Here is a 25,419-nt window from a genome sequence, read left to right as displayed (position 1 = left end):
ATCTCCTCGAGCGATTTGGGGCGACCACGCCCCCGAAGTCGGTGTCCTCGACCTTGCAAGATCGCCCTCAGTCGAGCGTCCTGCCGGCACGTCCGGGATCCGCTTGGCACCTCGGTCTGCTTCGCCCCATGGCCTGAGCGCCGGCGAGTGGCAGTCACGCCGAAACGGCGGCCCGCTTCCTGGCGGTCAGTCCCTGCCGGACGGCGAACATAGCGCCGGCAACAATGGCCAGCGGGGAGGCGACGAGTATCGTGATCTTCAGCGTAGCATCCACAGAAGGACTGAGCCTCCCCACGACCTGCAGTGTGCGCTGTGTCCCGCGCCGACACCTCACCCACGGCGGGTGACTCAGCTCTCCGTTGCCAGCCGGCTCGATCGGGTGACGGCTCGGCCGGTGGCCGTTCACCCCGGCTCCTAGCGTCGCGGCGTACTCGGTCGCCGAGGTGGCCTGGGGCGAACACCCCCGGCGGGCCCGCGTCGCGCTGGTCGTCCTTGGCTGTGCCGGGGCGCGGCGGGTTCGTGTGCACGCCGGCGGGGGGCCCGCCACGGTTCGTCCGCGCAGCCTCGTGTAGATCATCCCGGCTGGACCGAAGGCCGCTGTGTGATCGGGCCGACTGACCGCCGCCGCCGGGGTCTCGGGCAGCGCGCTTACCTCGGTCGGAGGACCCGTCGGCAGGCCCGGTACGGCATCTTCCACCTCGGGGCGTCGCGCCGGACAACCGCCGAGCGCCGCCACGAGCGGTGCGAGCCTGGCGTTGGCGACGTAGCCGCCAACCCGAGCTCGCGACAGACCGACGCCATCTCGGAACCGGTGAACCCGACGCCATTGACCAGCTTGGCTGCTGCAGCCGGTCAGCGTCGTCGCGGGTGCGCAGCACGCACATCCTTCAGCGCCGCCTCTGCCGGTTTCGGCCATGCCGGGCGCGTATTCCGGTCGTGATCAGTGGGCGGTCGAGCCCGCATCTCGCCACCGGCCAAGTGCAGATGCTGGCCCGCCAGGTCCGGTTCCGTGGCGGGCACGCCGAGCCGCCACTCCGCTTCGACGTCATCGCGTCGCGGCGGCCCGGTGTGGCCCGCCGCTACCCACCCCTCGATCACCTGCTTGGACAGCGGCGGCCGGTCGTACGGCTCGTGGGTTCGTCCCCGATCAGAGTCAGCGAGCCGGTGAACCCCCTCGACGCGTGGTGGCGCAGCTGCCCGCAGCCCCGCGAGGGGCCTCGACGATCACGATCCGCCCGCTACGCAGGAACCCCTCATCGGCACCGTTTCGGCGGGGCCCCGGCCTGGCGCGCCCCGTTCCGACTGCCCACCCGGTCCAGGACGATGGCCTGCACCGGGCAGGCCGCCGCGGCCCGCAACGGACGATCACGCCGGCAGGTCTGCAGCAGCGCCTCGTCCCGTCAATCCTGTATGTGCTGGGGGCCGGAAAGCCACACTGTGCGTAGCCCTGGCACTGGGTGGGTCAACGACGAGCTTCATGCGGGGGCGTCCTCTCATGGTGGTCCCTCCGCGCTGGGCGGTCAGGCCGGTTCGTGCCAGGCGAGGCCGTTCGGGAGCAGCGCGTCGGCCTCCTTGGGCCCCCACGTGCCCCGCGGGTAGGAATGCACGGGAACGGCGTCGCCGAGCACGGGGTCGACGACGCGCCACGCGGCTTCGATGGTGTCCTGGCGGGCGAAGAGCACCCGGTTGCCGTCGAGGGCGGCGCCGATGAGGCGGTCGTAGGGGCGCATGTCCGAGCCGCGGTCTTGGGCGAACACGAGGTTCTGCAGCTCAGGCTCGCGTCCCGCGCCGGGCTTCTTCCCGGCGAGGGTGAGGCCGATCTCGCCGTTGGGCCAGATCCGAAATCGCAGCGCGTTGGCCAGTCGCGTGGGGCTGACGCCGAACACGTCGAAAGGCACGGGCCGGAACCGGATGCTGACCTCGGTTGCGGTGACCGGCATGGCCTTGCCGGCGCGGATGAGGATTGGCACGCCCGCCCATCGCCATGAGTCGAGCGTGAGCCGGACCGCGACATAGGTCTCCACTGTGGAGAGCGGGTCGACACCGTCCACGTCACGGTATCCCTCGTACTGGCCGCGCACGGCATGGGCGGGGGTCACCGGGCGGAGAGCGGACACCGCCCGGGCCTTCGCGTCCAGCCACGAGTCGAGTCCGGAGCCGTCCGGTGGATCGGCGGTGACGCTGGCGAGCACCTGCAGCATGTGGTTCTGAACCACGTCGCGGATCGCGCCGGTCTGGTCGTAGAACCGGCCCCGGGCGGCCACATCGAAGGCCTCAGCCATCGTGATCTGGATGCTTTCGACGTGGTCGCGGCCCAGCAGCGGTTCGAATATCGAGTTGGCGAAGCGGGCGACGAGGACGTTGTTGAGCGGCTCCAGGCCCAGCCAGTGGTCGACCCGGTAGATGGCGTCCTCCGGGAAGTACCGATGCATCGTGTCGTTGAGAGCCCGTGCACTGGCCAGGTCGGTGCCGAAGGGCTTCTCCACCATCACCCGGGCGCCGCCCTCGGCCCGTCCCGCGGTCGAGATGCCCTCGGCGATGCGGCCGAACAGGAAGGGGGGCACCTCCAGGTAGAACAGGGTGCGTCGGGCGTCGCCCATCTCCCGGGACATCGCCGCGTAGGTGGCGTCGTCGCCCAGATCGCCGTCGACGTAACGAAGCAGGCCGAGCATCCTCTCCGCCGGCGCCGAGCCCGGGTCGATGCGGTTGGCACGCAGGGACCGCGCGGCGTAGTCACGGAACTGGTCGAGGTCCCAGCCGCTCTTGGCGACCCCGACGACGGGGACGTCGAGTACTCCTCGTTCCACCAGTCCCACGAGGGCCGGGAAGGTTTCTAGCTTCGCCAGGTCACCTGTCGCCCCGAAGATGACCAGAGCGTCCACTCGGTGCGCAGCCATGGCGTGCTCTCCTGTCCGTCGGATGTGGTCATGAGTGGTCATCGAGGCGTTCGAAGACGTGATCACCGACACGCAGCGCGTTCGCCATCGCTGTCAGGGACACGTACACCGCACCGATGCTGGGAAAGAAGCTGATGTCGACGACATAGAGGTTGCCGTGCGCGCGGCAGTCGATGTCGAGCGCGGAACTCGGCGGGTCGGTGGCCGAACCGCACCGTGCCCGCCTGATGCGCCGTAGTGCCGATCGGCATGCCCTTGTGCATGTAATTGTAGGAGTAGCAGGTTCTCCTGCATCCCCAGGTCGCCGAGCCGGCCCCGCAGGGCGTGCCGCGGCGGCTTCAGGCCCTCGACGTTGTTCTTCTCGTCGATCGCGAGGTGGACGTCCGTCGCCGTCGAGCGTGAGCCGGTTCTCCGGCCGCAGGGGGTCCTCCCCGCAGAGCTAGAAGCAACGCCGTGTAGTCAGGTTTGCCGATCATCAACCCCCAGATTTGATCTCCGTGGTGATTCCGTGGCTGGCGGCGAGGTCGTGGAGGGCGTCCAGGTTGGGGAGTTGGTTTTCGGCGGGCTGGATGGTGTGGCCGGCGGCCTGGAGGAGTTGGCGGACATCGCGGATGCGCCGGTTGATGGTGAAGGGTGTGACGCCGTAGAGCCGGGCGATGACGGTTTGCGGGAGGCCGAGTCGCTGGTGGAGCAGGACGGCGAGGAGGCGGTCGGCGAGGGTGAGGACAGGTCGGCGGCCGGTGGTGCCGTCGCCCTTGATGCGGGGGCGGTGGCCGCGTCGCTGGTCGAGCCGGCCCTCGCGCTGGGTGTCGTGGAGGGTCAGGAGCCGTGTGATCAGGGTGTCCCTCGGCCGGGTCGAGCCCGGTGAACGCCGGATGCCGCAACAGCCGGGCGAGGTCGGGACTCCTCGAGGGCCTCGCCGCGCGCTTCCCCGCGCCGGCTGCCGAGTCGGTCAAGGAAGTGCCTACGGCGCCGGAAACCTTCACCGAGACACGCCGGCGGATCAGCCCCGGTCCCGTCCGCCTCACGCCGCGCCCCCTCAGCCGGCGGACGCGCCTCTTCGCCCACGTCACGCCGCCCCATGGCGAAGAGGGCGACACCAAGGCCCGCCCCCGCAGCGCAGGCCGCCGACTCGCGATTCGCCCACGGCCCGCTGGCCGTCATCGACGTCGCCGACGGGGAAGTGTCGGCGTACTGCCTGGGCGGCCCGGTCCTGGACGTCCCCGTCAAGTCCCTCCCGGGCGTGGTGGATTGGGCCCTGACGGAGGCGAGACTCGGTGCGTCGCGGCTGCACCGGTCCGGCTGTCCGACGACGAGCGCCGCGCCGGCCGCCTGCCCGAGAACCACCAGATCCTCCAGCAGCTGGAGAAGGCGAACTGGCAGCTCACTAGGCGCGGGTTCGGCCCGTGGGCCCGTATCTACCGCCCGGCGCAGGGATCGAAGCGCTCCTGCGTCCAGCTGTGCATCCTCGGCTGGAGCGCCCTCGACGAGCGTTCCTGGGGGCATGCGGCGCACCTGCCGGCGGCGGATCTCGCGAATCTGCTGGGGACCTACGCGGAGCGGGTGATGACGCCCCGCGGCTCGACCGCCGTTACCGGCCTGGAGTTGTTGACCGTCCTGTACCCCCCGACGCGCGGGAGTGAGCCGGACGAGACAGGCAAGCGGCACCGCGAGCACAACTCCGGCTCGCTCGGGCGACGGGCGTCTTCCTTCGCCGTTCACGCCGACCGGCGAACGCCCGACCGGCCCGGCCTGGTACGAGACCCCCACCGTCGCCTACGCGGTCGAACTCGGACACCAGGTGACACCGATCGAGGCGTACGTTCGGCCCGCCAACGGCCGCTACCTGGACGGCTGGTACAACCGGCTCCGCGACGCCTGCATCGCCACCATGGCCGACCTCGGCGTCACCACCAGCATGAGCCCCGAGGCGTTCCTCGCCGCGGTGGACGGCCACAAACAGGCCGACCCCGAGATGGCGATCGTCCTTGCGGCCATCAAGGCCACCGTCAAGGGCGGCATCGGCAAGCTCCGCGAGCGCCCGAGGGGCGGCGGCTGGCGGCCCGGCCAGCCGTGGCCCGCCCTCGGCCGACCCACCTGGCGACCCGACATCCGCGCCGCCGTCATCTCCACGGCACGCATCAACATCCACCGCAAGATGCTCAAGACCGCCCAAGCCACCGGCCGCTACCCGGTCACGGTCCTCTCCGACTGCGCCGTCTACGCTGCCGACGGACCCAGCCCGCCCGATACATCAAGGACGGCAACGTCGCCACCACCAGGGACACGGGGGAGTAGCAGATGGGCAAGCTCGGCGACAGCCTCGACAAAGCGGTCCAAGGCGCATTCACCCGCCCCATCCCCAAGGCCGCAGGAGCGCAGAAGCGCTACCTGGTCAAGCAGCCCAAAGGCACCAGAGCGACAGCCACAGCACTCGGCATCAGCCAACGCACGGTCGAGCGGCACGTGAAGAACCAGATCAGAAAGCCCCGAAGGGGCACTCGCCGCCCGCCTCGAACGCGAAGTCACCAGGAGGTGGCAGCCGCAGATCCGCGCGAAGGCCAAGCAGCAGGGCGCCACCACCGACGGCATCATCATCGACACCTTCGTGGCCGGGTTGCAACCAGTTGAGCGCTGACGCGGGTTGAGGCGGCAGAGGACTGTTGGTGGCTGGTGGCAGGATGCGGCTACCGTCCCCCGGATCCCGCGTCGCCCTGCACCACCTGCGCTCCGGAACCACCACCGACGACGGCTGGGCCCGCATGGTCCGCACCCTGCCCCGGATCACCGAAGCTCCGCTCTACATTAACGAGTCCACCGCAACGGCTCCACGCCACGATCGCCGTCGCCGGTCAACTCCACTACAGCAGCTTCATGGACAGGGTGCAGACCTGAACGCGCCCGGGAAGCGGCCCGCACGCCGCTCTCGCGGCCGATCTCTGCACCGAGCACCCCCGGGTCGCCCGGCGCAGCGATCGACAGAAACCCCGTGAAGATCGAGTCCCGTCTTGTGAAACGGAGACCCGTGTACGACTTCTCTGACCGGGCTCCTGCGGCGCCACGCCTGTGCCCAGCCGGGCCGGGTTCGCCGAACCCGGCCCGGCTGGGCCTCACCGTTGACGCACCGTCAACTACTGGGCATCAGTGGCGGTCACCGCCCCTGTCTCCGTTGTCATGGCCGTTGTCGTCCCCGTTGCCGCCGCGGCCGTTGTCGTCGTCGTGGTCGTCCCCGTTGCCGCCGCGGCCGTTGTCGTCGTCGTGGTCGTCCCCGTTGCCACCGCGGCCGTTGTCGTCGTCGTGGTCGTCCCCGTTGCCGCCACGGCCGTTGTCGTCGTCGTCGTCGTGGTGGTCCCCGTTGCCTCCGCGGCCGTTGTCGTCGTCGTCGCACCTGTCGTCGTGACGGTCCCAGTAGCCGTAGTCGCAGTCCTCGTACGAGGTCGAGTGCGACGAACTGGTGGCGCTCGCGACGCCGGCTCCACCGAAGGCGAGGGCCAATGCCGCGAACAGCGCGGCGAAGAGCTGGACAATCCTTGTCGTCTTTGCCCGCATGGTGTGATCCTTCCCGGGGGCGTAGACGGGGCCGATGGCCCGCAGAGGCGAAGCAGCACACGAGGTACAGCAGACATGATGCGTTCGCGATATGGGACCCGGTACATCGGTGTCGGGTGACTGGGAGCGCCACAACCAACTCACGCGCTGAACGCGCGGTATCGGGCAAACCCTGCCGCAGGCATCCGCCCCTCGGAATCGTTCAATTACGTCCCAAATTAGGCATAGAGTTGGATAAAGTCAAATGGTGCAAATCGCCTTGCGCTATGCCGGATCAGCCGACAGCGATGTTGCTGGTCGGGGCCGGTGGGCAGAGTGAAAGCGGCCGCGGCAATGCGCTCCGTAGCGAAGTGAGAACCGGCCGGAGTCACTCTCGGGGAAGGCCGTCCGAGCTGTCGGGCGGGCCCCCGGGCGCGCAGCGCAGAGCGAACGGCACGGTCGCCGCGTCGAGGGGATTGGTCGGCTGACACAGCCGGTTGAGCACCGTGTTCCGGTGGCAGTACTGCTCGTGTGTGGTCGCCGAGACGGACCCTGTCCGGCAGTAGTTGGCCACCGATGAGCCCCAGTCCCGAGTGCCGCACCAGCGTGCCTCCCACCGGCTTGCCGCGCTCCTGCAGAACGCGGTCGACGCGGCCGGCATGCCGCTGGAGGTGCTGGAGGCGGTGAACGTCGTCGTCCCGGACGGGATCTGATCCCCGACATCGTCGTCGCGGACTCGGAAGCCGCTGCCGATGTCGGCCTGAGCCTCAGCGCGCACGACGTCCGTGCTGGAAAGGGCCCGCGTGCCCCGTATCGGGCCGGGCCGGCCACGCGTCTGCCCCAATCGCGTGCGGGCTGACACAAGGCGTACGCCTCCCGCAAGAACCGCGCCTACCTGCGCCGCCGCGGGATCCGCTGCACCATCCCGGACAAGGCCGACCAGGCGCGCAACCGCCAAAGACTCGGCTCCCTGGCGGTCGTCCGCCGCATTTCGCCCCGGCCGACTACCGCGAGCGTCACGCGGTCGAGTGCGGGATCAGCCGCCTCAAGAGGCACTGCGCTGTCGCCATGCGCTACGACAAGCTCGCGGTCCGCTACGAGGCGACCGTCCTCGTGGCTGCCATCAACGGGTGGCTGTGACCCTCCGCCGTCACGTGGTGGGATCCACGTTCCACACCGCAGGCAGATCGCTGCCGCAGAAGACACAGACGAAGTCGTCCTCGCGCACGATGTTGTGTTCCTGGCAGTCGGGACACCGTCGGAATACCACCTCGTGGGTGAAGCCGGAGGGCCGCCCGAGCTCTACGTCGTCCAGAGCACGGGCGACTTCCGGCCAGGAGCTGATGTCCGGGCAGAATCCGGTGGACTGATTGCTGACCTCGCTCACGAGCCACCGGTCTGCCTCGCGCATGAAGCCAATCTCGCCGGCACTCAGAACCATGTCCCCGCCGGCGCAGGCCACGTGCTCGCTTCGTCGCGGCGCCGGTCGAAGCACACCGTCCATACCGACCACGAAGGTGAACGGTTCGGCCAGCTCCGCAGCCGATTGCTCAGCGATCCAGCTGCCGAAGTCAGCCGCCGAGCTGATACGGCACCGCCGCCACCAGGCCGGACCGCAGTCTTCAGCTCGACCGGTCCGACATATCTGTAACTCCGCCCCCGCGCACTCACGTCAGCCAACCCAGAGCACTTCCGACACACGCCCTCGGCCCTGTCCGGGCACGGCGGGCCGGGTCCGCGACGTCACCGGGTCAGCGGCGGGCGGCCGCCGTGCGCAGACCGCGGCCGTTCTTGCGGCCGAGCAGACCCGCGGCCACCAACTGCTCCAGCGCCGGCGAGGGACGGTACTCCGGCGTCCGGAACCGTTCGTGAAGCCGGTGCTGGATGGCCAGCGACACATCGAGACCGATGGTGTCCAGCAGCGCGAACGGGCCCATGGGGAAACCGAATCCGTGCTGGACGGCCGCGTCGATCGCCTCGATGTCGCACCCGGGCCGCTCCAGCAGCGCCAGCGCCGCACCCAGATAGGGGAACAGCAGGCTGTTGACGATGAAGCCGGTACGGTCCGGGCACTCGACGACCGTTTTGCCCAGCGCGTCGCAGAAGGCGCGCGCGGTGGACCACACACCCGGGTCCACCACCTCGGTGCGCGCCAGCTCCACCAGCCGCATCACCGGGGCCGGGTTGAAGAAATGCATGCCGACCACGTCCGCCGGCCGGCCCGACGCCTCGGCGCACGCGGTGACCGACAGGGAGGAGGTGGTGGTGGCCAGCACCGTGCCCGGCGCGCACACCTCGCCCAGCCGTGCGAACAGCGCACGCTTGACGTCGAGATCCTCCGCGACCGCCTCGATCACCAGGTCGCAGCCGGCCAGGGCCGCCACGTCGTGCGTCCCTTCCAGGAGTTGGCAGGCCGAGGCCTTCACCTGCGCCGTGACCTTGCCGCGGCGCACCGCGCGGGTCAGGGATTCGGCCACGCCGGCCAGCGCCTCCTGCGCCTTGTCGGCCGAGCGGGCCACCAGCACGGTCGGATGCCCGGCCGCGGCCGTCACCTCCGCGATGCCGCGCGCCATCGCACCCGAGCCCAGCACGCCCACCCGGCCGACCGGCCCGGCGCCCGCACCGCCCGCCGCACCGGCGGGGGCCGCCTCGAGCCGCTCACCGCGCTCGTCGTAGGCGTAGAAGCCGTCCCCCGTCTTCACCCCCAGCCGCTCGGCCGCGACCATCCGGCTCAGGAGCGGAGCGGGCTCGAAAGCACTGTCACCGGTGCGCCGCCACAGGCCGGTCAGCGCACGGTGGGCGGCGTCCAGGCCGATACGGTCGAGCAGTTCCAGCGGGCCCGCGGGCAGAGCGCAGCCGAACCGCATCGCGGTGTCGATCGCGTGCTGCGTGGCGTATCCCTCGTCGAGGAGGATCACCGCACGGTTGAGGAACCCGAGCACCAGCGCGCCGGCGTCGTCCGCCGCGCGCGCCCCGGCCGTGACCGGCGTCAGACCGGTGTCGGTCACCAGCGCGTCGAGCGCGGCCGCGGCCTGCGGCGAGGTCAGGGCGGTGCGGTGCGGCCGGACGGGAGCCGCGGGCAGGGGCGGCGTGAACAGGTGCAGTGCCGCGACATCGGCCGGCCGGCCGCAGGCGAGGGCCAGGCCGGTCACGGACAGCTCCGCCGTGGTGGTGAGCAGGGGAGTGCCCGGCGGGCAGGCGGCGACGATCTGCGCCAGCGCGGCCGACTTGGCGGCCGTTTCGTCCGGCACGCACTCGATCACCAGACGGGCGTCGCGCAGCAGCGTGTGGTCGGCGGTGAAGGTGACCGGCGCACGGCCCGGGCCGTCGCCGGCGATCGCCTTGAGCCGCCGGGCGGCCCGGGCCAGGACGTCCAGGTCGGTGTCGACGGCGACGACCGGCCGGCCCGCGTCCACCACACGGTGCAGCAGGGCCTCGCCGGCCGACCCCAGGCCGACGATCCCCGTGACGGGGACGGGGACGGGGACGGGAACGGGTTCTGTCATGAGACCTTGGCCTCCCCTTCGCGGAAACGGTTGATGGCGTCGATGTGCTTCTCACGCATCTCCGGGTCACGCACACCGAGGCCCTCCTCGGGGGCGAGCGCGAGGACACCGACCTTGCCCTGGTGGAGGTTGCGGTGCACGTCGTACGCGGCCTGCCCGGTCTCCTCCAGCGCGTAGACCTTCGACAGGGTGGGGTGGATCCTGCCCTTGGCGATCAGGCGGTTGGCCTCCCACGCCTCGCGGTAGTTGGCGAAGTGCGAGCCGGTGATCCGCTTCAGCGACATCCACAGGTAGCGGTTGTCGTACTCGTGCCGGAAGCCCGTCGTCGACGCGCAGGTCACGATCGTGCCGCCCTTGCGGGTGACGTACACACTCGCGCCGAACGTCTCGCGGCCCGGGTGCTCGAAGACGATGTCGACGTCCTCGCCGCCGGTGAGCTCACGGATACGGGCGCCCAGCCGCTTCCACTCGCGCGGGTCCTGGGTCTGCTCGTCCTTCCAGAACCGGTAGCCCTCCGCGCTGCGGTCGATGACCGCCTCCGCGCCCATCTTCCGGCAGATGTCCGCCTTCTGGCCGCTGGAGACGACACAGATCGGGTTGGCGCCGCCGGCCAGGGCCAACTGCGTGGCGTAGGAGCCCAGACCGCCGCTCGCACCCCAGATCAGCACGTTGTCGCCCTGCTTCATCCCGGCCCCGTTGCGGGAGACGAGCTGCCGGTACGCGGTGGAGTTCACCAGACCCGGGGCCGCCGCCTCCTCCCAGGTCAGATGCTCGGGCTTGGGCATCAGCTGGTTCGACTTGACCAGCGCGATCTCGGCCAGCCCGCCGAAGTTGGTCTCGAAACCCCAGATCCGCTGCTCGGGGTCGAGCATCGTGTCGCCGTGGCCGTCCGCCGACTCCAGCTCCACCGACAGACAATGCGCCACCACCCGGTCCCCGGCCTTCCAGCGGTTCACACCGGGGCCGGTGCGCAGCACGACACCCGCCAGGTCGGAGCCGAGGACGTGGTACGGCAGGTCGTGGCGGGCGGCGGCGGGGGAGAGCCGCGCGTAACGCTGAAGGAAGCCGAACGTCGGCAGCGGCTCGAAGACCGACGACCAGACGGTGTTGTAGTTCACCGACGACGCCATCACCGCCACCAGCGCCTCGCCGGCCGAAGGCATCGGCACCGGCACGTCCTGCAGATGCAGCGACTTGCGCGGATCCTTGTCCGCGAAGTCCATCGCCTCGAACATGCCGGTGTCCTCCTTGCGGACCACGGCACCGCGGTAGCTGTCGGGAAGCGGCACAGCCGCGAAGTCCTGCGGCGTCGCATCCTCACAGAGAAGGGCACTGATGATCTCGTCCACGTGAATTCCCTGGTTTCTCTCGGGAGTCGAGGAGCGCGCAGCGCGCCGGGGCACGGCCGGAGGGACGCGGCACAGGCACACGGCAGGCACTGCGCCGAGCCTGCGCCACCACGGCCGGCACCGGTAACCCCCGACGCCCCCCTACATCCGCCGGCGCCCCGAGCACAGGGGGATGTCAGGGGAAGCCGCAGCGGCCGGCGAACACCGATCGTGGTCTCAAGCCCTGCTCGTGACCGGCTAGGAGAGACCCGATGACCGCCCTTACGGGAGACACCCCCTGGTTCAGGAACTACCGACCGGCCCCCGACGCACCCCTGCGGCTGGTCTGCCTGCCGCACGCCGGCGGCGCGGCCACCTTCTACCACCCCGTCGCCCAGGCGCTGTCCCCGCGCATCGAGGTCCTGGCCGTCCAGTACCCGGGCCGGCAGGACCGGCGCGAGGAACCGGCCGTCACGGACATCGCCGTGCTCGCCGACACGATCGCCGAGGCCCTCGCACCGCGGACCGACCGGCCCTACGCCCTGTTCGGGCACAGCATGGGCGCCACCGTCGCCTTCGAGGCCGCACGCCGCCTCGAGGCCGCCGGCCACGGGCCCGCCGCGCTGTTCGTCTCCGGCCGCCGCGCCCCCTGCCTGGATCGCGAGGGAGACCTCCAGCCGCGCACCGACGAGGAAGTCGTCGCCGAGATCCGCGCCTTGAACGGCACCGGCGCCGAACTCCTCGACGACGCGGAGGTCCTGGACATGATCCTGCCCGCCCTGCGCGCCGACTACGCGGCGGTGCGCCGCTACCGCTACAGCGACGGACCCGCGCTGCGCTGCCCCGTCACCGCCTTCACCGGCGACAGCGACCCCAAGGCATCCGCGGCCGACGTCGGCGCCTGGGCCGGGCACACCGGCTCCGCCTTCGAACTGCGGGTCCTGCCCGGCGGCCACTTCTTCCTCGTCGACCAGCAGCACGCGGTCCTTCGCACCGTGGAGCACCACCTCACCGCGGCAGCGGCGGTCGCCGTCTGAGAACGTGCACCGGGCCGCAGGCCCGGGGCCGCCGCGCTCAGCGGGCCCGCGCCCGCGGCGGCTGCAGCCCCTCGGCCACCATCGCCTCGAACCTGCGCACCAGCGCCTGCTGCTGAAGGCCCAGCTCGTCGATACGGCGCTGCAGCCGGGCGATCTCGCCCCCCAGATCCACCACGCCGTCCCACCCCACCACACCGTCCCACCCCACCGAGCCGTCCGGCGCCACCACGCCGTCCCGTCCCGCCGCGCCGTGCGGCCCCACCGGCCGCGGTGGTGCCACGGCCGCCGGCGGGGCCGACAGGCCGGGCGCATGATGGAGAATCGCCTCCATCCGGCCGCGCAGCGCCGGACCCGGTTCGATCCCCAGCGCGTCCACCAGCCGGCGCCGCGCCCGCTCGTACACACCCAAGGCCTCGGCCTGCCGGCCACTGCGGTACAGGGCCACCATGAGCAGGTCGTAGAGACGTTCCCGCAGCGGATGGTCGGCGGTCAGTTTCTCCAGCTCCCCGGTGATCTCACCGTGCTGGGCACAGCGCAGGCTCGCGTCGTACAGCGTCTCCAGCGCGGTGAGCCGGTTCTCCTCCAGCCGGTCGGCCTCCGAACGGCAGATCGGCCCGTAGCAGCTGTCCTGCAGCGCCGGCCCGCGCCACAGCGCCAGGGCCCGGCGCAGCAGTTCCGCCGCCTGCCCGGGATCGGAGGCGATGGCCGCACGGCCCTTCGCGGACAGCCGGTGGAAGGCCTGCACGTCGGTCGTGGCCCGGCCCAGGCTCAGCAGATAACCGGTCGGCAGCGTGCTGATCCACTCGTGACCCGCCGCCCCCGGCCCGTCCGCGGCGGGCAGCAGCCGCCGCAGCCGGGCCACATGGGCCTGCAGCGCGTTCGCGGCGTTCGCGGGCGGCTCGTCGCCCCACAGCTCCTCCGCCAGCCGGTCCACACTCAGCAGCCGGCCCGCGTGGATCACGAACGCGGACAGCAGTGCACGCTGCTTCGAACCGGGCGGCGCGATGTCCGCGCCGGTGAGCCCGTCGCGTATCTCCACCGGCCCCAGCAACCGGAACTCGGTGGGCGCCGTGCTCCGCGCCGCGGGCGGCGCGGGGCGGACCGGCGCCGGCACGGTCAACGGGGCACCGCGCGCACGGCGCCGTCCAGGGCCAGGGCGCAGTGGACGTCATCGGCGATCTGCCCGGTCAGCGCGGAGGGATCGTCCTGGAAGTAGAAGTGCCCGCCGTCGAACAGATGCAGGCCCACGAAACGCGTCGACCGCTCGGCCCAGCCGGCCAGCCGCCCCGGCGGGGCCACCGCGTCACGAGTGCCTCCGAAGACCGACAGCGCCACGGGCAGCGGCTCGGTCTGCGGCTTCGGACGCCAGGTCTCCACCAGCCGCAGATCGCCCCGGATGGCCGGCGCGAACAGCTCCCACAGCTCCGCGTCCTCCAGCACCGCCGCGGGCGTGCCGCCCATCGCGGCCAGCTCACGGCGCAGCCCGGCGTCGGACAGCAGATGCCTGCCGCTGTTCTCGCCCTGCGGCAGCGGCGTGCTGCGCGCCGACAACCCCAGCCACAGCGGCGGCCTGCGCCCCAGATCCAGCAGCCGCCGGGTCAGCTCGTAGGCCACCAGACCGCCCATGCTGTGCCCGAACAGTGCGTAGCGGCCCTGGAGTTCGGGCCCCAGCTCGTCGAGGAAGTGGTCCACGAGCCGGTCCGCGTCCCCGATCGCGGGACGGTCGGACAGCAGACCGCGGCCGGGGGCGTCCACCAGCCGCACGTCCCAGCCGGCCGGGAAACGGCCGGGCCAGTCGCGGTACAGCAGATGCGAACCACCGGCGTGGTGGAACACGAACAGGCGCAGCTCCATGGTGCCTCCGTGGTGCCCGTCTCGACGGTCCCGTGTGCGGAACCACGGACGATAGCCGCCCGGCAAGGACGGTGTTCAGCCGTCCGAGTCTTCTTCGACCACCCGTACAAGCGTTCTCGATCGAACGGCTCCTTCCGCCGAAGTGCCTTGTTGGAGGGCTGCTCAAGCACGGGTCGAAATCTCGGGGCCGTCCTTCGAACGCGACTAGCGTGCTGCGCGCCGACGGCTTTGAGCCATCGAGGGAACTCGACCAGGTAACGGGAGGAAACCGTGGAGATTCAGGTTCTGGGTCCGTTGAGCGCACACGTCAACGGAATGTCGATCGTTCCGACCGCGGGCAAACCACGCCAGATTCTGGCGCTGCTCGCCTTCTACCCGGGGCGGGTCATGCCGGTGCCGACCCTGATGGAGGAGATCTGGGGCACCGAACTGCCCCAGAGCGCCATGACCACCCTGCAGACGTACATCCTTCAGCTGCGCCGCCGGCTGGGCACCGCGATGGGCCCCGACGCGCCGGGCACCGCGAAGGAGGTACTGGCGACCCGGCACGGCGGCTACCTGCTGCAGATCCCGCCGGAGGCCGTCGACGTGCACCGCTACGAACAGCTGGTGTCGGCGGGCCAGAGCGCCTTCGAGGACGGCGAGGACGAACGGGCCGCGCACCTGTTCCGCGACGCGCTGGCGATGTGGCACGGGCCGGGACTGGTGGACGTGCGGGTCGGCCCGATCCTCGAGATCGAGGTCCTGCGGCTGGAGGAGAGCCGGCTGGTCACCGTGGAGCGGCGGATCGACGCCGACCTGCGCCTGGGCCGGCACAGCGAACTCATCGCCGAACTGACCGACCTGACCGCCCGCCACCCGCAGCACGAAGGGCTCCACTCGCAGGCCATGGTGGCCCTGTACCGCTCGGGCCGGCAGGCCACCGCGCTGGACATCTACCGCAGGCTGCGCACACGGCTGATCGAGGAACTGGGCGTGGAGCCCTCGCCCCAGCTGCAGCGGCTGCACCACGCCATGCTCACCGTCGACCCGGCGCTGGACGTGGTCAGCGGCCCGCGCCGCGGCTCCACGTTCGGCCTCTACGCCGCCTGAGCCCGAGCGGATCTCGAGGCGCGCAGGCGATCCTGGTACCGGCGCACCCGGCCCCAGGGCGCCCCAGGAGGAGGGACGACAGATGTCGGACGCACAGCAGGTACGGCTCCACTGCTTCGCGCACGCGGGAGCCGGTGTCTCCTCCTTCCACGGCTGGCCGGCCGAGCTGGGAACGGGCGCCGTGCCCGTGCCGCATCTGCTGCCGGGCCGTGAGGCCAGGCGCCGCGAGCCGCGCATCACCGGCCGTGAGGCCCTGCTGAGCGATCTGCTGGGCATCTTCACGCACGAGCCGCCCGGCCCGTACGTGCTCTACGGCCACAGCCTCGGCGCGATGGTCGCCTACACCCTCACCCGCGCCCTGCACGAGGCCGGCCTGCCGGGGCCCGCGCTGCTGGCCCTCGGCGCCAGCCCGCCACCTGACGCCGCCTCCGACCTCGCCGACGCCTGCCGGGACGGCGACGAGCGGCTGCTGGCACTCCTCGGCGAGCTGGGCGCCCTGCCGGAGGGCGCCCTGCCCGGCGGGTTCTGGCACCGGGCCGTGATGCCGGTCCTGCGTGACGACCTGCTGCTCGCCGACGCCCTGCGCACCGCCGCCCGCGAGCCGGCCCCGGCCGGGCCGCCGCACGTTCCGCTGCTCATCGTCTCCGGCGTGGACGACCCGCTGGCGCCGGCCGCGGTGATGGAGGGCTGGCGGGCCTGGAGCGCGGGGCCCGCGGTGTCGCGGACCGTGCCCGGGGACCACTTCTTCGTACGCGGCAAGCACCTGCCGCGGCTCCTCGGCCGTGCCTGCCGCATCGTACGGCGCACCGCGCAGGCGGGCCCCGTGCCGGCCGCATCCCCCGCCTGACCGCACCCGCGCGGGTGCGGGGCGGGCCGTGCATCGGCGCCAGGACCCGCGGGGCGGCTCCCGGCACCGGACGGCAACGGGCCGGTGCACCGGCGGCCCACGAGCGCGGGGCTGCCCGGCCGGCGCCCGGCGTGCACGGGCCGCGGCGCGAGGCGGCGCGGGGCCGGTGTCCGTGCGCGGGCAGGGGAGTCGCGCGGTCGGTGCCGTAATCAGGTACGCCGAGCGGCGGCCCACGGGCCGCGCGGGTGCCCGCGGGCCGGCACGGGAGTCGCGTGGCCGTCGGTGCGGCGGTACCAGGCGCGGCGGGCGAGGCGCCGGGCGGGTGCCCGTGGGCTCGGGAGTCGCGCGGCGGTCAGTGCAGTGGTACCAGGCGCGGCGGGCGGTCGGACACCGCGGCCACGACCGCGTCCGTGTCCTCGTCCGTCCAGTCCAGCAGGAACCAGCCCCCGTACACGGCCGGCCGCACCGGTCCGCCCGAATCCGGCGGCAGCGCGGACAGGTCGATCAGATCGAGTCGCTCCAGCCGCCCCAGACCGGCCTTCACCAGTGCTTCCTTGCGCACCCACTGCCGCAGGAACGCCCGGCCCGGCCGGGAACTGGCGCGGACCGCCCGGGCCTCGGCCGGCCGCAGCACCCGCGTCATGAGCCGCTCCTCGACCGGGCCCAGCGTAAAACCCGCGGCGCTCTCCACATCGACCGCGACCGGTGAGGCGCCGACCACGGCGGCCACGACCCCGCCGCTGTGCGACAGGCTCACCGACAGGCCGGGGAACTGCGCCACCGACGGCCTGCCGTGCCCCGAACCACCGCACCGCTCGCATTCCTGACGCAACGTCACACTGGTGGTGGCCGGCAGGCGGGCGAAGCGCCGCACACAGTGGCGCGCCAGCAGATGGGCGGCGACGAAGTCACGGCGCTGCGGCCGGTGCCGCAGGGACGCCGCACGCCGCCTCTCGTCGTCCGTCAGCTCCGCCGCACCGCCGCCGCCCTGCTGGGCGGCACGCAGCACGACGGCGGCCCGCTCCAGCATCACCAGGGGCCGCCGGGCGGCGGCACCGTTCTGCTCGGGCACGGCGATGGCGGTCTCCGGACGGGGCGTCGAAGAGGAAGAAGAGGGAGGGGATCTGTCTCCCGGCGATCGGGAGTGCAGCGGACTGTGAAGAAACGAGAACGCCCCTCAGCTTTCCCCGAATGCGCCCCGGCGGACAAGTGACGCCCGTCCGGGCCGAATCAGGAACCGCTCGAGAACCACTCGAGAGGCAATGGGGATCGGACCGGGAATTGCGGCACCCCGACACAGGCCGGGCCGACGGGACTTGACAGTGAAAGAGACCGGCAAAGAAGCTGACGCAGGACTACGTGGACTGCGCCTTTTCCGTATGCGTCACGGGGCCCCTGCGCACCGCGCAAGAGAGACGGCCCGATTGCGGATTGAGTGAGACCAAAGGCTGCGCTGCTACCAATTGGTCCACCCCGTCTCCGGCATTCCCCGACCTGTGCGGCCCTGCCCTGCGACAGCCAAGGAGTGGCATGAATCCCCATCCGACACCCGTGTCCGTCCGCGACGACCACACGGTGAGCCCGTGGCACCTGGCGCTCCTGGCCGGTCCCGGCGCAGCGGACCTCGATGCCGGGATCGCCGCGCTCCGGTCCCGCTCCGCGTGCCCCGTCACGACCCACGACGCACTGGTCACCGTCCACACCGCCGGCGATGCGGCCGCGACGGCCGGCCTGCGCCGCGCCGCCCTGCTGACCGCCGCCGGCGACGAGAGCGGCACCGCCGAGATACGCCCCCAGGACGCCGCGACCGTGCCCGCCGCCGGGCGGCCGGTCGCGTTCATGTTCCCCGGCCTCGGCGACCACTACGTCGGCATGGGGCAGGGCCTGTACCACCACTTCCCGGTCTTCCGGGAGCACCTGGACCGCTGCGCCGACCTGCTCGCCGCGGAGCTGGACCTCGACATCCGCGACGCCCTGTTCCCGCAGGACCAGGCCCCCGGCGCACCGGCGCCGGCCATGGACCTGCGGCAGATGCTGGGCCGCGACAGCGGCACCCAGAGCGACGCCGAGCGCCGCCTGAACCGCACCGGTGTCGCCCAGCCGGCCCTCTTCGCCGTCGAGTACGCGCTGGCGAAGCTGTGGGAGTCGTGGGGCCTGCGCCCGAAGGTCATGATCGGCTACAGCCTCGGCGAGTACGTCGCCGCCACCCTCGCCGGGGTGCTGACCCTCGAGGGCGCCGTCAAGCTCGTCGCCCAGCGCGCCCGGCTGATCGACCGGTCGCCGGAAGGCGCCATGCTCGCCGTCATGCTCCCCGAGGAGCAGGTCGCGGCCCTGATCGGCGAGAAGCTGTCGCTCTCCGCCGTCAACGGACCCGAGTTCTGCGTCGTCGCCGGCCCCGGCGCGGCCGTGGACGAGCTCCACACCCGCCTCATGGAACAGGGCGTGGCCGCCCGCCGGGTGAAGTCCACCCACGCCTTCCACTCGGTGATGATGGAGCCGCTGGCCGCCGAAGTCACCCGGCTGGCCGCCACCTTGGACCTCAAGGTGCCGAGCATCCCCTACATCTCCAACGTGACCGGCCGGCAGATCACCGACGAGCAGGCCACCGACCCGGCGTACTGGGCCCGCCACCTGTGCAGCCCGGTGCGGTTCGCCGACGGGCTGGCCGCCCTGGGCGCCGAGCCGCTCCTGCTGGAGACCGGCCCCGGACAGACCCTCAGCAGCCTCGCCGCCGCCGCCCGCGACGGCGACACCGCCGCCATCGTCGCCTCCATGCGCCACCCGATGGAGCCGCAGGACGACACCGCCGTCCTCCTGAAGGCCCTCGGCCGGCTGTGGACCGGCCACGCACAGGCCGGCTGGGACACCTTCCCCGCCGCCGGCATCCCCGCCGCCGGCCACACCGCCACCACCGCCGCCGTCCCGCAGGGCGCCCCGGAGCTGACCGACACCCAGGCCCGGCTGCACACGATCTGGTCCCGGCTGCTCAAGTCGGACGCGCTCCCCACCGACATCGGCTTCTTCGAACTGGGTGGCAACTCCCTGCTCGCCACCCGCCTGATCCTGCGCATCGAGCGCGAGTTCGGCGTCGAGCTCACCCTGCGCCGCGTCTACGAGATGCCCAGCATCGTCCAGATGTCCGCCGCCATCGACGCGCTGCTCACCGGCGACGAGCCGACCGCCGCCGAAACGGCCGCCTGGACCGCCGCGGCCGACGCACGCCCCGCCTACCGGCTGCCCAACGGCCTGATGGTCCACCACCAGAACGAGGCCGAGACCAAGCACTTCTACGAGGACATCTTCGACCACCGCACCTACGCCAAGAACGGCATCACCATCGAGCCCGGCGCCACCGTCTTCGACGTCGGCGGCAACATCGGCCTGTTCACCCTCTTCTCCCACTACGAGGCCGACAACGTCGAGATCTACACCTTCGAACCGGCCCCGCCCATGTTCGAACTCCTCAGCCGCAACGTCGCCGAACACGGCGTGAACGCCAAGCTGTTCAACATCGGCGTCTCCGACAGCGAGACGGAGGCCGACTTCACCTTCTACCCGCGCAGCTCCGGCATGTCCTCCTTCCACCCCGACGAGGACGAGGAGAAGCGCAACCTGCGCACCATCATCGCCAACCAGCGCGCGGCCGGCGAGGCGGAAGAAGGCATCGAGAAGCTCGACGCCTACGCCGAGGAACTCATCGACGTCCGCTTCGACGCCGTCCCGTTCAAGGCATGGCTGCGTCCCCTGAGCGCCGTCATCGCGGAACAGGGCGTCGAACGGATCGACCTCATCAAGATCGATGTGCAGAAGAGCGAGCAGCAGGTCCTCGACGGCATCGCCGACCACGACTGGCCCAAGATCCGCCAGATGGTGCTCGAGGCCCACGACGGCGACGGCCGGGTCGCCCACCTGACCCGGATGCTGAGCAGCCGCGGCTTCACCGTCCACGCCGAACAGGACGAGATCTACGTCGGCACGGACATCTACAACATCTACGCCCTTCGCAGCGACCAGTAAACGGAGTCGACGGACCATGGAATTCAAGACCGTAGGGGTACTCGGCGCCGGGGTCATGGGCGTCGGCGTGGCGCAGAACCTCGCCCAGACCGGACACCGCGTCGTCCTCGTGGACATCTCCGAGGACGTCCTCGAACGCGCCCGCAAGGAACTGCGCACCAGCCTGCGGACCTACGCCCTGTTCAACAGCAAGGAGAAGGTCGACTTCACGGCGGTCCTGGAGAAGATCGAGTTCACGGTCGACTACGAGCGGCTCGCCGACGCCGACTTCGTCGTGGAGAACGTCACCGAGGACTGGGGCATCAAGCAGCAGGTCTACGAACGCATCGACAAGATCTGCCGGCCGGGCACCGTCTTCGCCGTCAACACCTCCGCCATCTCCATCACCCGGGTCGGCTCCGCCACCGGCCGCCCCGAGCGCGTCGTCGGCATGCACTTCATGAACCCGGTGCCGATGAAGCCGCTCGTCGAGGTCATCCGCGGCTACCACACCACCCAGGAGACCCTGGACACCGCGGCACGCTTCCTCGCCGAACTCGGCAAGGAATGCATCGTCGTCCAGGACGTCCCCGGCTTCGTCTCCAACCGCGTGCTCATGCTGACCGTCAACGAGGCCGTCTTCCTCGTCCAGGACGGCGTCGCCTCCGCGGCCGAGGTCGACCGCATCTTCAAGGGCTGCTTCGACCACCGCATGGGCCCGCTGGAGACCGCCGACCTCATCGGCCTCGACACCATCCTCAAGTCCGTCGAAGTGCTCTACGAGAGCTTCAACGACGACAAGTACCGGCCCGCCCCGCTGCTCAAGAAGATGGTCGCCGCCGGGCTGCTGGGCCGAAAGAGCGGCCAGGGCTTCCACAGCTACGCCTGAGCGGCACGGGGCCGCGGCCGCCCGCGGCCCCGCCGCACCCGACCCACCGGACGAGTCCACCAGAGACAGGGAATGACATGAGCACGGACATCAAGCCCCGGATCGCGCACTACCTCTCCCGCTTCTTCCCCGTGCACGACCTCAAGGACGACGACGACATCTTCCAGCTGGGCTTCGTCAGCTCGATGTTCGCCATGCAGCTGGTCGCCTTCGTCGAGCACGAGTTCGGCATCACCGTCGAGAACGACGACCTCGAACTCGACCACTTCCGCTCCGTCAGCGCCCTCGAGGCCTTCGTCAACCGCAAGCTGTCCGCAGCCGTGCCCCAGTGAGGCGACCCGTGTCCCTGACGACCCAGCCACCCGCCGGGCACACCGAGGCCCGGGAGGAATTCCAGGAGTTCGCCCAGCGTGTCGTCGCGCCGGCCGCGGACTCGATCCACCGTGCCCAGCACACCCCGCCGGAGCTCGTCCGCGCCCTGGCCGACAGCGGATACCTCGGCCTGGCCGTCCCGCGGGAGTACGGCGGAGGCGGCAGGGACGCGGTCACCCTCGGACTGCTGGCCGCGGAGCTCGGACGCGCCTGCTCCTCACTGCGCAGCCTGCTCACCGTGCACACCATGGTCGCCCACGCGATCATGCGCTGGGGCAGCCGCGCCCAGAAGGACACCTGGCTGCCCCTGCTCGCGACCGGCGAACGCATCGCAGCACTCGCCGTCTCCGAACCCGGCGCCGGCAGCGACGCCGCCGGCGTCACCAGCCGCCTCACCCGCACCGGCGACGGCCACCTTCTCGACGGCCACAAGAAATGGATCACCTACGGCCACGTGGCCGACCTGTTCCTGACGGTCGCCCGGACCGAGGAAGGACCCACCGCGGTCCTCGTCGAACGCCCCGCCCCCGGCCTCAGCACCTCCCTGATCACGGACCTCATCGGCATCCGCGCCTCGATGACCGCCGACGTGCGCTTCGAACAGACCCCGGTGCCCGAGCAGAACATCCTCGCCCGCCCCGGCCTCGGCATCTCGCACGTCGTCGGCGCCGCCCTCGACCTCGGCCGCTACACCGTGGGCTGGGGCAGCGTCGGCATCCTCGACGCCTGCCTCGACGCCTGTCTCGCCTACGCGGGCGAACGCGAACAGTTCGGCGCGCTCATCAAGGACCACCAACTCGTCCGCCGCATGATCAGCGACATGTACACCGAGGCCCGCGCGGCCCGCCTGCTGTGCATGGACGCCGGCCGGCTCCGCGACGAGCGCGACCCCGGAGCCCTCGCCGCCACCTCACTGGCGAAGTACTTCGCCTCCCGCGCCGCCGTACGCGCGGCGACCGACGCCGTACAGATCCACGGCGCCAACGGCTGCAGCTCCGCATACCCCGTCCAGCGGTACCTCGGCGACGCCAAAATCATGGAAATCATCGAGGGAAGCACCCAGCTCCACCAAGTCGGCCTCGCCGAATACGCGTTCCAGGATTTCACCCTCGGCCGCCATCAGCTGCGCACCACGAACAGGGGAAATTGATGACGATCACCGTGAAATGCGTGGTCTGGGACCTCGACAACACCGTATGGGACGGAGTGCTCCTCGAGGACGGAGACGTCAAACTCCGCCCGGGAATCGTCGACGTTCTGCGCACCCTCGACGAGCGGGGAATTCTCCACTCCATAGCCAGCCGAAACGACCACGACGCCGCCATGGCCCGACTCGAAGAATTCGGCATCGCCGAATACTTCCTCTATCCCCAGATCAACTGGGGCCAGAAGTCGGACTCGGTGAAGGCGGTCGCCGAAGCGATCAACATCGGCATCGACACCCTCGCCTTCGTCGACGACCAGCCCTTCGAACGCGACGAGGTCGGCTTCACCCACCCCCAGGTGCTGTGCATCGACGCCCTCGACGCCGAACGCATCCCCGACCTGCCCCGCATGCAGCCGCGGTTCGTCACCGCGGACTCCCGCGAACGCCGCCACCTGTACCGGGCCGACGCACAGCGCAAGGCCGCGGAGGAGTCCCACACCGGCGCCTCCGAAGAGTTCCTCGCCTCCCTCGACATGCACTTCACCATCGCCCCCGCACGGGAGGACGACCTCAAGCGCGCCGAGGAACTCACCGTACGCACCAACCAGCTGAACGCCACCGGCTACACCTACTCCTACGAAGAGCTCGACGCGTTCCGCTCCTCGTCCGACCACGAACTGCTCGTCGCCTCACTCGACGACAAGTACGGCACCTACGGCAAGATCGGCCTCGCCCTCGTCGAACGCTCCGCCGACGTATGGACCCTGAAACTGCTCCTGATGTCCTGCCGCGTGATGGCCCGCGGCGTCGGCTCCGTCCTCCTGGGCCACCTCATCCGCAAGGCCCACGACGCCGGCGTGACACTGCGGGCGGAATTCGTCTCCACCGACCGCAACCGGACGATGCTCGTCACCTACAAGTTCGCCGGCTTCCGCGAAGTGGCCAAGAACGGCGACGTCTCCGTCCTCGAACACGACAACTCCCACATCCCCAGCTTCCCCCCGTACATGGAAGTCGTCGTCGAAGACTGATCCGCCGGTGCGGTACGGCCGCGCCCCCGGGCGACCCTCCGGCCGTACCGCACGCTCCCGTCCAGGCCGGATGCCTCACATGGAGAACCGATGAACGCCAACGCCACCAACGCCGCCGACACCACCGCGAACGAAGAGCGACTGCGGCGCGCCATGGCGGCCGTTCTACAGCTCCAGAAGCGCAACGCGGAACTCGAGGCGCAGCGTTTCGAACCCGTCGCCATCATCTCCATGGCCTGCCGGCTCCCCGGCGACATCGAGACCCCCGAGGACTTCTGGAACGTCCTCGCCCAGGGCAGGGACACCACCGGACCCCTGCCCGCCCGCTGGGACGGCCTGGACCTGTACGACCCCGATGTGACAGCCCCCGGCAAGAGCTACTCCCGCGAAGGCGGATTCCTCACCCGCATCGAGGACTTCGACGCCGCGTTCTTCGGCATCAGCCCGCGCGAGGCCCAGTCCATGGACCCGCAGCAGCGCCTGGTCCTTGAAGCGTCGTGGGAGGCGCTGGAGCGCGCCGGCATCCGGCCCGGCACACTCACCGGCAGCCGCACCGGCGTCTACCTCGGCGCCATGCGCTCCGACTACGAAACCGCCCAGGCCGACTACGAGATCCTCGACGGATACCAGGGCACCGGCATCGCCGGCAGCGTCCTGTCCGGACGCGTCTCCTACGCGCTCGGCCTCCAGGGCCCCGCCATGACCATCGACACCGCCTGCTCCTCCTCCCTCGTCGCCCTCCACACCGCGGCCACGGCCCTGCGCAACGGCGAATGCGACCTCGCACTCGCCGGCGGCGTGACCGTCATGACGACCCCCGGCCTCTTCGTCGAGTCCAGCAGGCTCGGCGCCATGGCCCCCGACGGCCGCTGCAAGAGCTTCTCCGCCCAGGCCGACGGCGGCGGCTGGTCCGAAGGCGCCGGCATGCTCGTGCTCAAGCGTCTGTCGGCCGCCGAACGCGACGGCGACCGCGTCCTCGCCGTGATCCGCGGCTCCGCCGTCAACCAGGACGGCGCCAGCAACGGCCTGACCGCCCCCAACGGACCATCCCAGCAGCGCGTCATCCGCGACGCCCTGGCCGCCGGCGGCCTCACCCCCGCCGACATCGACGCGATCGAGGCCCACGGCACCGGCACCTCGCTGGGCGATCCCATCGAAGCGGGCGCTCTCGCCGAAGTCTTCGGCACACGCCAGGTGTTCCTCGGATCCTCGAAATCCAACATCGGCCACACGCAGGCCGCCGCCGGCGTCGTCGGCGTGATGAAGATGGTCCTGGCCCTCCAGCACGAGACACTGCCCCGCACCCTGCACGCCGACGAGCCCAGCCCCCACATCGAGTGGGACAGAAGCGGCCTGACACTCCTTCAGGAACCCCGGCCCTGGCACAAGGGCGAGCGCACCCGCCGCGCCGGCGTCTCCTCCTTCGGCCTGAGCGGCACCAACGCCCACGTCGTCATCGAGGAAGCTCCCGCCCCCGCCGCGACGGTCGAGCCCTCGGCACCCGCGCCCTCGCCCGTGGTGCTGTCCGGCACGAGCCGGGCGGCGATGCGCGAGCAGGCCGGACGCTGGGCCGACTGGCTGGCCGCCCACCCCGAAACGCCCCTGCGGGACATCGCCGCCACCGCCGCCACCGCCCGCACCCACTTCACCGAACGCGCGGGCGTCGTCGCCGACGACACGGCCGCCCTCGCCCACGCCCTGCGGACCCTGGCCGACGGCCTGCCCCACCCGGACGTCGCCGAAGGCTCGGCGGGGGAGCACGGCAGGACCGTGTTCGTCTTCCCCGGTCAGGGCAGCGAGTGGGCGGGGATGGGGCGCGAACTGCTGGAGCAGTCGCAGGCGTTCGCGGACGCGGTGCGTGAGTGCGATGAGGCGCTGGCGCCGTATCTGGACCG

17 protein-coding genes and 5 pseudogenes are annotated in these 25,419 nt (G+C 71.2%); 12 read left to right on the top strand and 10 right to left on the bottom strand.

The genetic code is table 11. From position 1 onward, the window contains the following. Positions 1-1,520 precede the first annotated feature (1,520 nt). From zwf to ACTMTU_RS33940, 3 genes and pseudogenes are all read right to left on the bottom strand, one after another. Entirely contained in the window at positions 1,521-2,897 is a 1,377-nt protein-coding gene (gene zwf, locus ACTMTU_RS33950; protein WP_441267272.1) for a glucose-6-phosphate dehydrogenase, read from the bottom strand. Between the two features lie 28 nt (positions 2,898-2,925). Further along, positions 2,926-3,126: a GMC oxidoreductase gene (locus tag ACTMTU_RS33945; RefSeq protein WP_441267330.1), complete on the bottom strand. Its 201-nt coding sequence runs from the start codon at positions 3,124-3,126 to the stop codon at positions 2,926-2,928. A gap of 246 nt (positions 3,127-3,372) precedes the next feature. After that, positions 3,373-3,802 (bottom strand): annotated as a pseudogene (locus tag ACTMTU_RS33940) (transposase family protein); the annotation flags it as partial. A gap of 305 nt (positions 3,803-4,107) precedes the next feature. On the opposite strand from ACTMTU_RS33940, the pseudogene ACTMTU_RS33935 reads away from it, so the two are divergent. Together ACTMTU_RS33935 and tpg are read left to right on the top strand one after the other, a co-directional pair. After that, positions 4,108-5,148, top strand: a pseudogene (locus tag ACTMTU_RS33935) (hypothetical protein); the annotation flags it as partial. A 50-nt stretch (positions 5,149-5,198) separates the two neighbouring features. Beyond that, positions 5,199-5,502, top strand: a pseudogene (tpg, locus tag ACTMTU_RS33930) (telomere-protecting terminal protein Tpg); the annotation flags it as partial. A gap of 536 nt (positions 5,503-6,038) precedes the next feature. Here the strand turns inward: tpg and ACTMTU_RS33925 are convergent. Continuing rightward, a complete protein-coding gene (locus ACTMTU_RS33925) occupies positions 6,039-6,446 on the bottom strand; it encodes a hypothetical protein (protein ID WP_441267271.1) in 408 nt (135 codons plus the stop codon). A gap of 764 nt (positions 6,447-7,210) precedes the next feature. Here ACTMTU_RS33925 and ACTMTU_RS33920 point away from each other — a divergent pair. Continuing rightward, positions 7,211-7,565 (top strand): annotated as a pseudogene (locus tag ACTMTU_RS33920) (transposase); the annotation flags it as partial. A gap of 10 nt (positions 7,566-7,575) precedes the next feature. Here the strand turns inward: ACTMTU_RS33920 and ACTMTU_RS33915 are convergent. The 3 genes and pseudogenes from ACTMTU_RS33915 to ccrA form a co-directional block, all read right to left on the bottom strand. Next, a pseudogene (locus tag ACTMTU_RS33915) lies at positions 7,576-8,096 on the bottom strand (hypothetical protein). 80 nt (positions 8,097-8,176) lie between these two features. After that, positions 8,177-9,931, bottom strand: coding sequence for a 3-hydroxyacyl-CoA dehydrogenase family protein (locus tag ACTMTU_RS33910; protein WP_441267270.1), 1,755 nt, complete (start codon positions 9,929-9,931; stop codon positions 8,177-8,179). Further along, positions 9,928-11,280: a crotonyl-CoA carboxylase/reductase gene (gene ccrA, locus ACTMTU_RS33905; protein ID WP_441267269.1), complete on the bottom strand. Its 1,353-nt coding sequence runs from the start codon at positions 11,278-11,280 to the stop codon at positions 9,928-9,930. The genes ACTMTU_RS33910 and ccrA overlap by 4 nt, the downstream gene beginning before the upstream one ends. A 251-nt stretch (positions 11,281-11,531) precedes the next feature. On the opposite strand from ccrA, the gene ACTMTU_RS33900 reads away from it, so the two are divergent. Then, a complete protein-coding gene (locus tag ACTMTU_RS33900; RefSeq protein ID WP_441267268.1) occupies positions 11,532-12,296 on the top strand; it encodes a thioesterase II family protein in 765 nt (254 codons plus the stop codon). 37 nt (positions 12,297-12,333) lie between these two features. On the opposite strand, the gene ACTMTU_RS33895 is transcribed toward ACTMTU_RS33900, so the two are convergent. Together ACTMTU_RS33895 and ACTMTU_RS33890 are read right to left on the bottom strand one after the other, a co-directional pair. Continuing rightward, complete coding sequence (locus ACTMTU_RS33895; protein WP_441267329.1) at positions 12,334-13,410, bottom strand: AfsR/SARP family transcriptional regulator; 1,077 nt, start codon at positions 13,408-13,410, stop codon at positions 12,334-12,336. A 2-nt stretch (positions 13,411-13,412) separates the two neighbouring features. After that, complete coding sequence (locus tag ACTMTU_RS33890; protein WP_441267267.1) at positions 13,413-14,150, bottom strand: thioesterase II family protein; 738 nt, start codon at positions 14,148-14,150, stop codon at positions 13,413-13,415. A gap of 270 nt (positions 14,151-14,420) precedes the next feature. Here ACTMTU_RS33890 and ACTMTU_RS33885 point away from each other — a divergent pair, with 270 nt between their 5' ends. Together ACTMTU_RS33885 and ACTMTU_RS33880 are read left to right on the top strand one after the other, a co-directional pair. After that, positions 14,421-15,242 carry an AfsR/SARP family transcriptional regulator gene (locus ACTMTU_RS33885; protein WP_441267266.1) on the top strand — a complete coding sequence of 274 codons (822 nt, stop codon included), beginning with the start codon at positions 14,421-14,423 and terminating at the stop codon, positions 15,240-15,242. A gap of 82 nt (positions 15,243-15,324) precedes the next feature. Continuing rightward, positions 15,325-16,089 (top strand): thioesterase II family protein, encoded by a 765-nt coding sequence (locus ACTMTU_RS33880; RefSeq protein WP_441267265.1) that lies wholly within the window; start codon positions 15,325-15,327, stop codon positions 16,087-16,089. A 352-nt stretch (positions 16,090-16,441) separates the two neighbouring features. Here ACTMTU_RS33880 and ACTMTU_RS33875 read toward each other — a convergent pair whose 3' ends face one another. After that, a complete protein-coding gene (locus ACTMTU_RS33875) occupies positions 16,442-17,161 on the bottom strand; it encodes a 4'-phosphopantetheinyl transferase family protein (RefSeq protein WP_441267264.1) in 720 nt (239 codons plus the stop codon). A 458-nt stretch (positions 17,162-17,619) separates the two neighbouring features. On the opposite strand from ACTMTU_RS33875, the gene ACTMTU_RS33870 reads away from it, so the two are divergent. From ACTMTU_RS33870 to ACTMTU_RS33845, 6 genes are all read left to right on the top strand, one after another. Next, a complete protein-coding gene (locus ACTMTU_RS33870; RefSeq protein WP_441267263.1) occupies positions 17,620-20,106 on the top strand; it encodes an FkbM family methyltransferase in 2,487 nt (828 codons plus the stop codon). Positions 20,107-20,122: 16 nt separating this feature from the next. After that, positions 20,123-20,974, top strand: a complete 852-nt coding sequence (locus ACTMTU_RS33865) for a 3-hydroxyacyl-CoA dehydrogenase family protein (protein ID WP_441267262.1) — start codon at positions 20,123-20,125, stop codon at positions 20,972-20,974. Between the two features lie 77 nt (positions 20,975-21,051). Next, positions 21,052-21,306 (top strand): acyl carrier protein, encoded by a 255-nt coding sequence (locus ACTMTU_RS33860; protein ID WP_441267261.1) that lies wholly within the window; start codon positions 21,052-21,054, stop codon positions 21,304-21,306. Positions 21,307-21,314: 8 nt separating this feature from the next. Continuing rightward, positions 21,315-22,496 carry an acyl-CoA dehydrogenase family protein gene (locus ACTMTU_RS33855; RefSeq protein ID WP_441267260.1) on the top strand — a complete coding sequence of 394 codons (1,182 nt, stop codon included), beginning with the start codon at positions 21,315-21,317 and terminating at the stop codon, positions 22,494-22,496. Next, positions 22,496-23,524 (top strand): HAD-IIIC family phosphatase, encoded by a 1,029-nt coding sequence (locus tag ACTMTU_RS33850; RefSeq protein WP_441267259.1) that lies wholly within the window; start codon positions 22,496-22,498, stop codon positions 23,522-23,524. Before ACTMTU_RS33855 ends, ACTMTU_RS33850 begins: the two co-directional genes overlap by 1 nt. 90 nt (positions 23,525-23,614) lie before the next feature. Continuing rightward, positions 23,615-25,419: type I polyketide synthase (locus ACTMTU_RS33845; protein WP_441267258.1), on the top strand; the 1,805-nt coding region annotated here is incomplete at its 3' end.

The sequence above is a fragment of the Streptomyces sp. OZ13 genome, assembly GCF_052068155.1.
Classification (GTDB): Bacteria; Actinomycetota; Actinomycetes; order Streptomycetales; family Streptomycetaceae; genus Streptomyces.
Note: the sequence above shows the minus strand (reverse complement) of the source record. Positions and strands in the feature narration are given on the sequence as shown.